The organism is Paenibacillus uliginis N3/975, from assembly GCF_900177425.1.
GTDB lineage: Bacteria > Bacillota > Bacilli > Paenibacillales > Paenibacillaceae > Paenibacillus_AQ > Paenibacillus_AQ uliginis.
Window position 1 is genome coordinate 3716314 of the sequence record NZ_LT840184.1, and the last position, 14374, is coordinate 3730687.

Annotated in this window: 12 protein-coding genes; 4 read left to right on the forward strand and 8 right to left on the reverse strand. The window is 42.3% G+C overall.

The genetic code is table 11. The features are described from left to right. The first annotated feature begins 120 nt into the window (after positions 1-120). Positions 121-1209: a lytic polysaccharide monooxygenase gene (locus tag B9N86_RS17555; RefSeq protein ID WP_208914442.1), complete on the forward strand. Its 1089-nt coding sequence runs from the start codon at positions 121-123 to the stop codon at positions 1207-1209. A gap of 149 nt (positions 1210-1358) precedes the next feature. Here B9N86_RS17555 and B9N86_RS17560 read toward each other — a convergent pair whose 3' ends face one another. The 7 genes from B9N86_RS17560 to B9N86_RS17590 form a co-directional block, all read right to left on the reverse strand. After that, a complete protein-coding gene (locus tag B9N86_RS17560; protein WP_208914443.1) occupies positions 1359-2717 on the reverse strand; it encodes a glycoside hydrolase family 30 protein in 1359 nt (452 codons plus the stop codon). Positions 2718-2772: 55 nt separating this feature from the next. Beyond that, entirely contained in the window at positions 2773-4419 is a 1647-nt protein-coding gene (locus B9N86_RS17565; protein WP_208914444.1) for a type 2 periplasmic-binding domain-containing protein, read from the reverse strand. 85 nt (positions 4420-4504) lie between these two features. Then, entirely contained in the window at positions 4505-5389 is an 885-nt protein-coding gene (locus tag B9N86_RS17570) for a carbohydrate ABC transporter permease (RefSeq protein WP_208914445.1), read from the reverse strand. Positions 5390-5413: 24 nt separating this feature from the next. Further along, the gene (locus B9N86_RS17575) at positions 5414-6403 is read right to left on the reverse strand and encodes an ABC transporter permease (protein ID WP_208914446.1); all 990 of its coding nucleotides are present in this window, start codon (positions 6401-6403) and stop codon (positions 5414-5416) included. Positions 6404-6526: 123 nt separating this feature from the next. Continuing rightward, positions 6527-7546: a LacI family DNA-binding transcriptional regulator gene (locus tag B9N86_RS17580; RefSeq protein WP_208914447.1), complete on the reverse strand. Its 1020-nt coding sequence runs from the start codon at positions 7544-7546 to the stop codon at positions 6527-6529. 263 nt (positions 7547-7809) lie between these two features. Further along, a complete protein-coding gene (locus tag B9N86_RS17585) occupies positions 7810-8232 on the reverse strand; it encodes a MarR family winged helix-turn-helix transcriptional regulator (protein WP_208914448.1) in 423 nt (140 codons plus the stop codon). A 359-nt stretch (positions 8233-8591) separates the two neighbouring features. After that, entirely contained in the window at positions 8592-9164 is a 573-nt protein-coding gene (locus tag B9N86_RS17590) for a GNAT family N-acetyltransferase (protein WP_208914449.1), read from the reverse strand. Positions 9165-9604: 440 nt separating this feature from the next. Here B9N86_RS17590 and B9N86_RS17595 point away from each other — a divergent pair, with 440 nt between their 5' ends. The 3 genes from B9N86_RS17595 to B9N86_RS17605 are packed head-to-tail and all read left to right on the forward strand — an operon-like array spanning position 9605 to position 11482. Continuing rightward, positions 9605-9979, forward strand: coding sequence for a GntR family transcriptional regulator (locus tag B9N86_RS17595; protein WP_208914450.1), 375 nt, complete (start codon positions 9605-9607; stop codon positions 9977-9979). Between the two features lies 1 nt (position 9980). Then, complete coding sequence (locus B9N86_RS17600; protein ID WP_208914451.1) at positions 9981-10841, forward strand: ABC transporter ATP-binding protein; 861 nt, start codon at positions 9981-9983, stop codon at positions 10839-10841. Further along, positions 10841-11482: an ABC-2 transporter permease gene (locus tag B9N86_RS17605; RefSeq protein WP_208914452.1), complete on the forward strand. Its 642-nt coding sequence runs from the start codon at positions 10841-10843 to the stop codon at positions 11480-11482. Before B9N86_RS17600 ends, B9N86_RS17605 begins: the two co-directional genes overlap by 1 nt. Positions 11483-11911: 429 nt before the next feature. Here B9N86_RS17605 and gyrA read toward each other — a convergent pair whose 3' ends face one another. Then, on the reverse strand, positions 11912-14371 hold the full coding sequence (gyrA, locus tag B9N86_RS17610) for a DNA gyrase subunit A (protein ID WP_208914453.1): 2460 nt from the start codon (positions 14369-14371) through the stop codon (positions 11912-11914). Positions 14372-14374: the final 3 nt, after the last annotated feature.

A 14374-nucleotide genomic window follows, 5' to 3' on the forward strand; every position in this document is an offset into this window, starting at 1 on the left:
GTTTATATAGCATCATTAAACAATTCATAGATTTCTTGGAGGTGATATCACGACTGTATACATATTAGTAAGCTGATGTTCACTTGAAGCAAATTTTTATAATCCAAGGAGGTTTCGTTAATGACATTCACGTCCGGTCAAAATTACAAGCGCTTTCATTTAAAACCGCTGTACATGGTTCTTGGTTTCTCACTTATGTTTATTGCTGTTATGATGATTTTTTCGAGCAGCGCCTCGGCCCACGGATATATCGAATCTCCAGCAAGCCGTGCTGTTCTGTGCAAGAGCGGTGCGAATACAAACTGTGGAAATATCCAGTATGAGCCTCAATCGCTGGAAGCCCCAGGAAACTTCCCTGCTGCCGGACCTGCAGACGGTCAAATTACAGGTGCAGGCGCTTTTCCTGAGTTGTACGAGCAAACACCAACACGCTGGGCAAAAGTAGACATGAATGGCGGAGCCAACACATTCACCTGGCATTTAACTGCAAATCATGCAACTAAGGAATGGAAATATTACATTACGAAAAAAGGTTGGGACTCAAGCAAACCTCTCGCCCGCGCTGATCTGGAGCTGTTCTGTTACTTCGATGACGGCGGCAAGAAACCGGATGTCACAGTATCGCACACGTGCAACGTACCGACAGATCGCAGCGGTTACAACCTGATCCTCGGCGTATGGGAAATTGCCGACACAGGTAACGCTTTCTATCAAGTTATTGATGTGAATCTGAATAATGCCGGAGGAGGCGAAGGTGGCAGCGATACACAGGCACCAACAGCTCCTACAAGTCTGAGTGCTACGGGTACAACAACTTCCAGCGTGTCGCTGGCTTGGAATGCAGCGAATGATAATGTAGGCGTCACCGGCTATGACATTTACAGCGGGACTGCGCTGGTTGGTAGCGTTTCTGGCTCTACACTTAGCTATACAGTCACTGGATTAACTGCAAATACACCTTATACCTTCACAGTAAAAGCAAAAGACGCAGCCGGTAACGTGTCTGCAGCTAGCAATAGTGTAAGCGCCACGACTACTTCCAATCCAACCAATCCTAATCCTGGCGCAGCGGAGTGGGCAGCCAATACAGCTTATCAAACCGGAGCGTTGGTCACTTACAACGGTAACACTTACGAGTGCCTTCAGCCACATACCTCACTTGTCGGTTGGGAACCAACAAATGTGACCGCATTGTGGTCTTTGAAATAGTACGCTTGTAAAACGATTTTCATAAACCATTGATCTAAATAAGAAGCCCTCTGATCTTCAGCCATTTTAGAGCTGATGGAACAGAGGGCTTTTTAGCGTAATGATTTATAAGAAAAAAGGTGCTCTTTTATGCTATGGTGATGTCCTTTTTATGCTGAATAATCACCCTGCATCATAATAGATATTACACTTTTAGACTCTAGTTGAAAGCTTAAAATATCCGCTCCCTGCAGCTTCAAAGCCACATTCTCTGACTCCTCACCATTGTTAAACAAAACGATTGCCATCGATCCATCTGTATTTTTAAAAGCTACTGATCGAATGAGATCATTACTTGAGGAAGATGCAATGCGCATCGCTTTCGGACGTATACATTTGCTAAAATGTGCCAGCGCATAATAATCCAGCGTATACGTAAGCTCCTTGGTCTGCTGATTGATTGTCACTATACCGCGACAGGTGCTTTTTCCAAATCCCGGTACGGTTGGACCATTCTGCTCATCCAGTGCCATATTCCACAAAACAAGGGACTTGCTGTAATTCCTAAGAATCTCAATCCCTGTTCGAATGACATTGGAAAAGGCCTGTTCAAACGGTGGAATCCATTCTCCGCCTGATCCTTCCGTGAAATGAACCTCCTTGTCAGGAAAAGCATCAAAAACCTCCGACTGCGTCGATGGCATTCCGCCATACCAGTGCCATGCAACACCATCTACCTCCGCATTCGCTTGCTTCAGCACCGTCCGAGGATAGTCTGGCTCATCCCAGTTATGGTCATAGCAGAAGATTTTGGTATCAATACTGTGCTTGACGAATTGCGGCTTCAGATGATTTTTAATAAAATCACTTTGCGCCTCGGGTAGCATGATCATGCCGGGATAATGACCTGGAGAATACAGCGCCTCATTTTGTGGGGTGACGGCATATATCGGTAGACCGCTTGCGGCATACGCTTGAATATATCGTACAAAATAATCTGCATAAACCGAATAATATTGTTGTTTCAGTTCCCCGCCAATCATTGACTCGCTTGTTTTCATCCACCCCGGTGGACTCCAAGGTGAACCCATCAGCTTGATTTCAGGATTTAAACGTATAGCTTCTTGCAGAAGTGGAATGATATCTTCTTCGTCGTGTGCAATCGAAAACCGCTCTAACTCCACATCGGTTTCACCTGCCGGCAAATCATTATAACTGTAAAAGTCCCGAGCGTAATCGGACGCTCCCATCGGGTTGCGCAATACCGACAAGCCGATTCCATCCTTCGGATCGAATAAGTTTGTCATGAGCTCCACTCTCTGTTCCGGTTCCAAGATTTGATGAATCAAGTAAGCTGAGGAATCCGTAAAGGATGCGCCGAAGCCGTCCATCTCCTGATAAGTCTGATCCTCATCAATGGTAACCGTATTCATCTTTGCTTTCGGAGATACAGAGGATAATTGTTGCACCGTTTTCTTTACGAATAACTCTTCTTCACCATTTGACTGATAGATTGTGATGTTCAGCATGCTGTTTCCCTCCAAGGTTTCTTTTTGGCTTCCTATCCCGTGATGAAACTTATCTTTATTTCAGCCCCAGCTTTTCCTTGTTTGCCTTCATCTTCTCATTGCGAATTTCCACGATTTTATCCCAGTTGTTATCTTTCAGGAATGTCTTATATTCATTCAGGGCACTCTCCAACCCAGCATCATCCTTGGCACGAACCATACTTACCAGTGTTGAATTCCATTTGGTATCGATGGCGCTTAAGGCACGGGCTTCAGGAGTCCCTTGGTCAGGTTTAATATTCTCCAGAATGAAGTGCGGTTTCAATTTCCCTTTACCCCACTCTTGCAATTGCTTGATTGCATCCGGGAATGCATCTCCACTTAGCGCTTTATGACGGTCATGACCAAAGAACATGAATTCACCCATACGGTAATCTTTTTTAAAGGTATCCGGATTATTCAATTGAAGATCCTTCACCGCAGGCAAGAGCTCAACTGCACCATCCGCGTTAACTTGATAGGTCTCGCCTTCAATACCATAGTTCATCAGCATTTGTCCTTCTTCGCTTAACAAGTACGTGAAGAGCTGAATGGATTTGGCAGGATCTGCATTATTTTTAGTGATAAAGCTAATCATCCAGCCCGTGATACCAGATTGATTCAAGGTCGGCGCATTTCCAACCGTACTTTGTGGTCCATCAATAGCGATGTATTCCTTGCCTTTATTCCCACTGAAGAAGCTTTGAAGATTACCGCCTTGTTGTGGCGTTCCGTCTAACAGCATCGTTGCATATTTGCCTGCCTTCACTTTTTCTTCAAAAGCTGTTCCGTCATCTGCAAAGCTATCATCACTAATAGCTCCGCTTCTGTATACGCTGTTTAATGTCTTCACCCAAGCTAAATAATCTTCATCCAGATTGCGATTGTAGAATCCGCCGTTCTCATCTTCAAGCGGTACCCCAATGAAATCCTGTAACGCATCGCCGAGCGATCCGGTGCCTTGACCGACGGAGTTAAATCCGAAAGGAATCAACGCAGGGAATTGTTTCTTGATGTCGCCAAGAACAGCCTGAAATTGTTCCGGCGTTCCCATGGTAGGCTTACCTAAAGCTTCGTAGACATCCTTGCGAATGATAAACGCGGTTTTCGCAGGGATATTACCGCTATCATAGTCTTGTTGAGTATTGGAATAGTTCGGATATCCGTAAGTCTTGCCATCCTTCAACTGGAACCAGTTTATCGTATCTTGTGCTGCAACCTTGTTGAAATAAGGATCATATTTCTCAGCAAGATCATTTAACGACAGCGCCCATGTAGCCGCTTTTTGCACGACCGGGGAATTGGCATCAAATGTTGTGATCAAATCCGGCATTTCGCCGCCGGCAAAAAACGTATTCAATTTGGTGTCGTCACCCGTAATGAATTTAATATTGATATTCAAATCTTCTTTGATTTTTTTGGTTACAACATCCTTGCCAAAATCCGTGTTCCACCAATCGGCATTCACGTACCAAGTCAGGTCTGTCGTCTCTGCTTTTTTATCCAGCTGCCAAGCCGGTTTTTCTGGATCCGGTGTATAACGATCTTCTATTGAAATCCAGTTTTCCTTCTTCGAGCCGGAATCACCGCCCGATCCACATCCACTAACAACCAATACAACAGCCATCAATGCAGTGAAAAGTGTGAATCCCTTTTTGCCAAAAGCTTTGTTCAACTTAATCATCCTGTAACCCTCCCTTTAATAAAAGCGCTTACTTCATGACCCTGCATAAATGTTTGTCTTCTCTTTCCATCTCAAAATGAAATTTTTACTCTTTGACCGCCCCCAGCATCATTCCAGAGATAAAGTACTTTTGAAGTATTGGATACATCACAACAATCGGCAAAGTCGTAACGACAATTGTTGCTAGTTGGACCCCTTTTGTGGTCGTCTCGATTGCAACCGAGCCAATATTTTGCATGGTTTGCGTCTGTGACTGCACGATAATTTCATACAGCATCATCTGTAAAGGATAGAGTGATTGATCCGTGATGTATAATTTAGTTGTCATAAAGTCATTCCATTGCCCGACCCCATTAAATAACGCAATAGTAGCCATGGCCGGCATGGAAAGAGGTATGAATATACTTAAGAAAATTCTCCAGTCTCCCCCTCCATCGATCTTCGCTGACTCTTCCAGTGAATCCGGTACATTTCGGAAGAAGTTCATCAAAATAATCACATCATAGAAACTTAAAAGAGCCGGAATAATATAAACCCAAAAGCTATTTAATAGACCGAGTGATTTGATCAATAAATAGGTCGGAATCATACCGCCCGAGAAAAACATGGTGATAACACCCATCGTGACATAGAACTTACGGCCGCGTACGTACTTCTTACTTAAACCGTAACCAACCATGGCACAGAAGAAGACGTGTGTAGCTACCCCAATCACGGTTTTGGCAACCGAGATAAAGAAAGCCTGCCATATGCTTGCATCCCTAAATACGGCCTCGTAATTCTCCAGAGAAAATTCAGTAGGCCAAAATATAAACCCGCCTTCTGCAAGGGACCTGCCCGAACTGAAGGATGAAACGATAACATTCCATAATGGCACAACGATGATAATTGTGAACATAACCAGCAAAATGATATTGATGGTATCGAAGATTCGACTATCCAGATCCCCTTTAGCTGCTTTCAAATTCACCGTAATACCTCCTCTCTGTATGACCTATAAGACGGATTGATCATCATTTAATTTGCTGGTTACTTTATTGGCTGTAACAAGTAGAATCACAGACACAATGGAGACACCTAAACCAACGGCAGTAGCATAAGAGAAGTCACCCTGTGTCATCCCCATACGATATACATAGGAGTTGATGACTTCGGCTTTCTCCCGGTTTTGCGAGTTCATCAAGACTAATGTTTGGTCCAGATTCGAGCCGAGTAAACCGCTTACAGTTAATATCAGATTCAAGCTGATAATCATCTTCATATTAGGAATCGTGATATTCCATATTTGTCTGAGCCGGCTTGCACCATCTATTTTAGCGGCCTCATAGTATGTAGGATCAATTTTAGCCATAATTGCCAAATACAAAATCGTTCCCCAGCCAGCCTCTTTCCAAATATCCGATAAAGTTGCAATCCACCAATACTTATTCGGATCCAGTAAAATATTTTGCGGCTGCGAGATTAATCCTAAGCTGAGCAGAATTTCGTTTAATAATCCGGATGTCGAGAACCAGGTAATCAGCATACCACCCAGAACGATCCAGGATAAAAAGTGCGGCAGATACGAGATGGTTTGTACGAACTTTTTGAACCGTCCCATACTTACCTCATAAATCATAATCGCTAGAATAATCGGAATGACAAATCCGATCGCTAATTTCAGAAAGCTGATTCCCAGCGTATTGACTACAGAGTCCCAAAAATACTTGTCGGATAAAATAATTTTGAAATTGTCCAAGCCAACCCATGGAGCGGAATCCAACGTATCAATGACGGTATAGTTTTTAAAAGCAATCGTCAAACCGTAAATCGGTACGTAGCAAAAGATAAACATAAAAATAATGCCCGGAAGGATCATCGATTGAAGCTCCCATTGTCGCTTATAATCAACCAAGAACTCCCTCACTCTTTGCCCCCTCGGCTTTTTTCCGGTTGGCTGAACCGTTCCTGTGCCGGTTGACTGAACTGTAGCTGTTTTGCTCACCTGCTTCGCCTCCTTTTAGAACTTAAAAACCAAAAAATAAAAACGTTTTTATTTTTGGCCAAAATAATACCCAAATATCTCATTTCATTAAAAAAGCATATCCGGAATGATCATATTTCCTAATTAAACTGGATCATTCCGTTCGATCTTTACATGACTTGAACCACGCACAACAAGCTCACCCGCCAATTTCTGAACCTTGCCTTGCTCTTTCTTCTGAATCATACGAACCAGATGTTCAACGACCAACATTCCCTGTCTCGCAATCTGATTTCTTACGGTGGTTAGAGGCGGTGTAAAATACTGCGCGATATCAATATCATCGAAACCTACTACGCTAATGTCTTGTGGGACTTCATAACCATGGGATTTCAATGCCCGTATACATCCAATTGCACTCACGTCATTACCGGCCAAAAAAGCATTCGGCACTTTTCCAGGGTGTAGGTGAAGGAACGACTTGACGGCATTATAGGAGCCTTCTTCTTCAAAATAACCCTGCAAGATATAGTCTCCATCAATCGGCAACTGAAACTCGCGCAGTGCAGCTAAATATCCTTCTCTCCGCTGAACGCTATCAAACATCGTATCCACTCCAGAGATATAGGCAATTTTCTTATGTCCCAGGCTGATCAGGTATTTGGTTGCTTCATAACCAGCTATATAGGAATCAAAAATGATGCTTCCCATCGTCTCGTTTTGAACAACACGATCCAGAAAAACCGCTTTAATTTTACCTTTTTCCATGGCAGCAATGTCTTTTTGATTGATTTGCAATTCTTCAAATATAATGGCGCCATCAACACGCCCGCCCAAAATATTACTCATTATGACCTGCTTATCCTTCGTAACAAAAACATTCAATCCGTAACCAAGACGATCACATTCACGTGACATGGATTCAACCAGTATATAAAAATACGGCCCCGATACGCTTGTTGTAAAGAAACCGAGCATCTTGGTCTTCCCCGACTTTAACAGTTTTCCGTTTAAGTTCGGAACATAATTTAATCGCTTCGCTACGCTCAGTACATGTGATTTTGTCTCCGGATTCAATACATCTACATCATTTAATGCATTGGAAACCGTAGAAATGGAGACACCCGCCTCTCTTGCAACGTCTTTGATGGTTATCTTTCCCATATCAATTCGCCCTTTACTATAAAAACGTTTTTATTCATAAACATAAGTTAGCATAAAAACGTTTTCAGTACAATGCTTTTTAAAAGAAACATCAAATAATTTTTTTGGCTTACAATTCCTGTGAGAATTTTCTTGGCTATTTTGTGCGATTCTTAAGGAAAAGGAGCTGTCCCAGTAGTAAAAAACTACTTGTTGGACAACCCCTTTTTAATTTCCTGCCTTTGCAGGCAGGAACAGTTTTTTAGCATATATATAACTCCTGCTTATCCTGCTTCCTGAGGAGCAGCACTAACTTTCCCGAGAAGATATACAAGAAGCTGCTGATTATGGGACGAAATCCGGTTTAATACGTGGGACAAATAATCCTCTCTAACCTGTATACCCCGTAATACTTCTTGACGTCCTCGATCTGAGATCGTAACCCATACAATACGTCTGTCCTTTTCATCACGTTCCCGGATGATCAGACCATTCTTCTCCATCCGGTCAAGCAGCATCGTTACCGCAGCTGGACTCGTTGCCAGATAAGGTATAAAATCAGACGGCTTCATTCTCTTTTGCTCCTCCAGCACTTCGAGCACTGTGAGCTGGGCTTCGGTCAAAGCAGGCGCAAGTCCATTCTCCATATGAAGTTTATAATCCTTGGCCAGCTTGGACCATACTTTTGCAAATTCGTTCGTATGCATCGTTAACCCCTTCCTCTCTGAGAAAAATACAACTGTTCCGCTTTAATGATGACAGACTCAACACGTTGAAATTCCGGTATTTTATATGATTAACTTTCGTGCCAGCAACCTCTTTTTCCTGCTATTTTCGTTAAAAAATATAATTTCCAAGCATGCGACAAATGCCGTCAAGCCTGTAGTGACAAGCTTTTTCAGACATCTCACACTTTCGACAAGAGTTGCGGTTCCTCCTCAAAAACACCGCAAAAAAAGACAGATCGCTCAATCGAGTAATCTGTCTTCCAGTGCTTCCGCAAGTCCATAGATAATGTAGTCGTGACGCACGTCGATCTCAGCCAAAGATATGAATTCTTATCTTTTTATTCCCTGGATTTTTTTATATAGTCTCTCTTGAGAATGGACATCATTATTCCATCCTCTAGTTTCCCTTTGATCAAATCCCTTTCCCTGACTACTCCCTCCTGAATAAAATTCAGCTTGCTCAATACTTTAACAGATGCATCATTCCCAGGTGTGATTGTAGCTTCAATCCTATTCAAATTCATTATATCAAACCCATAATCAATAACTGCTTCTAATGCTTCTGTTGCATATCCTTTACCCCATTTTACTTGAGCGATGTCATAACCAAGTTCTCCCCTTCTAGCTCCTTCATCAAAACTTCCCAAGCAACATGTTCCGATTAATTTATTTGTCTCTTTTAATATAATCCCCCATGTGATTTCTTCATTTTCCTCTATTTCTTTCTTGTATCTTTCTATAAATTTTAATACTTGTTCCTTTGAGGTTACGGGGTAAAAATAATCGAATTTTGCTACCTCAGCATCACTTAGTATTTCATATAACTGCTCCGCATCTCTATCCTCAACTAAACGAAGAATTAATCTTTCTGTTTCTAATATAGGAAATGGAATAAAACACTTGATTAGCATCGAACTCACTCTCCTACAATTGATACATATTATATAAGTTATTCTGTCTTGATTTTCTATGATGTTTATTTCATCTTTTTCTTATCTTAGATTATTAGATGTATTCGTGTTATTAGGCCAACCTGAATCTGGCTGACCTAAGAATGAATCGAAGGCAAGAGCAGTCCCTTCTTGGCTGTATGCAATAATATGCAGCGGTTCCCGGCAATAGAAAGCTCCGGCTATACGGCTTCCGTTCGGTTTTATTTGATAATAAAATTGTCGGTGAATATATGACTGATGCAAGCGATAATCTTATCAGATGGCAATACTCCTCAACCTAGACCACGCGTTTTAAAGTTAGAATTTTGTGAAATGTTTCACGACTTTATTGACTATAGAGTGTATACAGTGTATAGTGTGCTTGTTGAAACATCACACTAAACAGGAGAAGTGTATCTATGAAGATAATAATTTCTAATACTTCTGATAGCCCACTCTATCAACAAATCAAAGATCAAATAAAAGATGCCATTCTCATAGAGGAATTGGTTGAGGGGGAGGCGTTGCCCTCTATCAGAAGCTTTGCCAATGATTTGAAAGTAAGTGTTTTAACTATCCGACGGGTTTATGAGGAATTGGAGCAAGAGGGATTTATCACAAGCCAAGTTGGTATAGGTACATTTGTTTCTACTGGTAATCTTGAATTGCTCAGAGACTCAAAGCGCCGTCTTGTCGAACAAAAGATGCAGGACATGATACAGACTGCAAAATCGCTGAATATCGGCAAAGAAGATTTAAGAGCAATGATGGATATTTTGTACGAGGAGGATTAAAATGAACAATATTTTAGAGGTATCCGGCTTGAATAAGTCGTACGGGGATTTTACGCTCAATGACGTTACTTTTGCATTACCAGAGGGCTGCATTACTGGTTATATAGGTGTAAATGGTGCGGGTAAAACCACTACACTTCGTTCTATTTTGGGTTTGACCAGCAAGACTTCTGGAAGTATTAAACTATTCGGAATTGAAATGGAACATCATGAGCGCGAACTTAAAAATCGCATTGGTATTGTGCTTGATGATGGCTGTTTCTATGATGAACTCACGATGTCTGAAATGAAAGACGTAATAGCCCCGGCTTATACTTCATGGAGTGAGCAGGATTACAAAAGCTACATGAGTCGATTCTCACTTAATCCTAAGCAAAAAATCAGTACACTATCAAAAGGAATGCGTATTAAATTTGCACTTGCACTCGCCCTTTCTCATAAAGCAGAACTTCTCATCATGGACGAGCCGACCAGTGGACTTGACCCTCTGATCCGTAGCCAGTTACTTACTATTCTGACTGATTACATGAATGAGGGTGGCAAGGGAGTGTTTTTCTCAACGCATATTACCTCTGATCTTGATAAAATTGCCGATACTCTAATTTTGATTAACAACGGGAAAATTGTTTTTCAAGAAGAAAAGGATACTCTATTGGACAATTATAGAAAAGTAAAGGGAGACACAAAAGCCCTGAATGAGGACACGCGAAAGCTATTTTTGAGCATTAGTGAAACAAAGTTTGGTTTTACGGGGATTACCATTCAAACCTCAGAAGTGCAGAAATGTATGCCGAATGTTGTTGTTGAGAGATCCACGATTGAAGATATTATGCTAGCAAATATTGAAGGAGGTAAGGAGTAATGTTATTCCATTTAATAAAGAAAGACTTTTTAATTGTTAAAAAGTACGCTTTTTTAATGTTACTTGTATCTATTGTAATACCGCCCTTTGTGCTATCATCCACTCCAGAGTTGGCGGGGTCAGTAAGTTTTTATATCGCAGAAGTATTTTCTGTATTTATGCTTTTGCAGTTTGTTTCAATGAAAGAATTCCAGTACCCTAAAGCAGCAACTTTGCTGTGCGCGACTCCTTACCCTAGAAGTACGATAGTTACGTCAAAATATGGATTTTGTATCTGTATCTATCTTGTTTGCTGCATAACTTATTTGATCGATACGTTTTTCTTTCCGGGTTTAGGTAAATTTAGCCTTGAAATGATATCGATAGCTTTTCTAAGTATTTCACTTCTTATAGGCATTTACCTGCCAATACAATATAAATTGGGATATGAAAAGACAAGATTCTTTTTCATCATAATTATAATGGCTACACCCTTTTTACTCCCCCAATTAGTCAGAATTAATGATGAATTTGATATAGGTATAACATCGTTCTTTCCACCAGTGGTGTTTTATTTAATCGTTATGTTTTCAAGTTTAATTTTTTTAGCATTATCAATTTATACTTCCGTAAAAATCTACGATCATAAAGATTTAGCGTAAATGTTTGAAAGGAGATAATTATATGCCACAATTCCCCTTATGGTTTATTATAATATGTACTTTGTTTCCCATTGTATATTTGAGTTATCGGGGATGGAAAGACAATCGGAAGAAATGAAAAAAAATCATGAGTAGCTATTAATGCTACAACTGTACATTGAGAAGCAAAAATATAAGTTTAACAGTTTTTCCGCTAAGAAGTTTAAAATAGGCGCACTTTCTTGTTATTTTACCACAATAGGAGTACTTTCGTGTCCAAAAACAAGGACAATACAAAATGGCGGTGCAGGAGTAACTCCCTGCACCGCCATTTCGTCATCTTTTTGAATCATTTCGACTCAATCGTAGATAACTCTCAAAGTAAGGTACCGCTTGTGGGGCAGTCTCTTTGAATACTACGATCATAAAGTAGCCATTATTCAATTACTGTTATTCCGTCGAAGTTTGCTTCAGTTCTGGTGACAGAATGATATCTGTGATTTCACCTTTTTTGCCCACGTCGGCAAGCAGCTTCCCAATCGATTTACGTTCGTTAATCGGAGCTTTCTCTGAATCGAAGGCAATGGCAGTCCCTTCTTGGCTATATGCAATAATATGCAGCGGTTCCCGACAATAGAAAGCACCGGCTATGCGGCTTCCGTTCGGTTTTACCCGCTTGCCTTCCTTAAATTCAAATGTGACGATTCCTTTTCCACCTCTGCTTTGGGTCGGGTAGTCGAGTAGCAAGGTACGTTTTCCGTATCCAAGATCGGTTATGGTCAGGATCTCACCTTCATCCTCTATGACCCACAGAGCGGCCATCACTTCATCTCCATCACGAAGCTGAATGCCTCTTACACCGCCGGAAACGCGGCCCATCGCATTAACCTCTTGCTCACGGAAGCGAATGCTCATGCCTTCTTTAGAGATTAACATAATGTCCTTACTGCCATCGCTTAACTCTACCGTAAGTACACTGTCATCACCGGATACCTTCATGGCCGCTACAGCCCCTGCCCGTTTGGTGGCGTAATCCTTCAACTCCGTCCGCTTCACTTGACCGTTCCGGGTGACAAATACGAGAGTCTTCCCTTCCTCTTCGAAGCTGGATACCGGAATGACTGAGACGATCTCATCTTCTTTCGGAAGCTGAATGACATTCACAATCGCAGTACCGGCGTCCTTCCATTTGTATTCCGGAATTTGGTGAACCGGCAGCAGGAAGTATTGTCCCCTCTGCGTGAAGATCAGCAGGTTATCAAGGGTACTAACCTCAAGCAGACGGGTTACGTAATCGCCTTCCTTGACTCCCGAGCTATCAGGCTCACCGCCTGAGCGTGTAAATGATAGCATGCTTGTCCGCTTAATGTAACCGTCATTGGAGAGTGTCACCAGTACATCCTCAGCGGCAACCATCACCTCAAGATTCACCTTGATTTCTTCCACTTCTTCCTGAATCAGTGAACGACGGTCGATTCCGTACTTATCACGGATTTCCATCAGCTCTTTACGGATGACGGAGATCAGCTTCTTGTCATTGTCCAAAATGGCACGCAGACCCTCGATCTTCTTCATCAGGTCATCCAACTCCTTCTGGAGTGAATGAATTTCGAGGTTCGTCAGCCGGTAGAGTTGGAGTGTAAGGATTGAATCTGCTTGGCGTTCAGTAAATCCAAACATCCATTGCAAGTTATTTTGTGCATCCTGACGGTTTTTGGATGCCTTGATCGCCGCAATGACCTCGTCCAAAATGTTGAGAGCCTTCACGAGCCCTTCCAGCACATGAGCACGGTCTTCCGCACGTTCCAGCTCATATTGGGTCCGGAAGGTGACAACTTCGCGCTGATGAGCGATATAAGCCTCTATAATGGCCTTTAGTCCAAGCTGCTGAGGTGTCTTGTTTACAATAGCAACCATGTTAAAGTTATATGTGATTTGCAGATCTGTTTTTTTGAACAGATAAGCGAGTATACCGTTGGCATCCGCATCCTTTTTCAGCTCCACAACGATTCGTAGACCCTCACGTCCACTTTCGTCCCTTACCTCGGCGATGCCGTCCACCTTTTTCTCAAGGCGAATGTTCTCCATAGCTGTTACAAGACGGGCTTTAACAACCTGGTAAGGAATTTCGGTAATAACGATCTGCTGCTTACCGCCCCGCAATGACTCGATCTCGGTCTTTGAACGCAGGTAAACACGGCCTTTACCTGTTTGGTAAGCGTCCTGAATTCCGCTTCCGCCCATAATGATGCCGCCTGTCGGAAAATCAGGGCCTTTAATAAAGGTCATAATTTCATTTAGCTCGATGTCCGGCTTTTGCATGACTGCAATACAAGCGTCAATCACTTCACGTAAATTATGAGGTGGAATTTCCGTTGCAAAACCAGCTGATATCCCGCTCGTTCCGTTAACAAGCAGATTCGGATATCGTGAAGGAAGAACAACCGGTTCCTTCGCCGTATTGTCAAAGTTATCCTTAAACAATACGGTTCGTTTCTCGATATCCCGCAGCAATTCCATCGAAATGGGTGACAGACGCGCTTCAGTATAACGCATCGCTGCGGCAGGGTCATCATCCTGAGAACCCCAGTTGCCGTGTCCATCCACGAGAACATGTCCCATTTTCCATGGCTGCGCCATACGGACCATACCCTCATAGATGGACGAGTCACCGTGAGGATGATAATTACCCATAACATCCCCGACGGTTTTAGCGGACTTTCGATATGGCTTGTCCGGCGTATTGCCGGAATCATACATGGCGTAAAGTATACGCCGCTGAACCGGCTTCAAGCCGTCACGGACATCCGGTATCGCACGATCCTGAATAATATATTTAGAGTACCGGCCGAAACGGTCACCCACAATCTCTTCCAGAAAAGCCGGCAAAAATTGTTCTGATAAACTCATGCT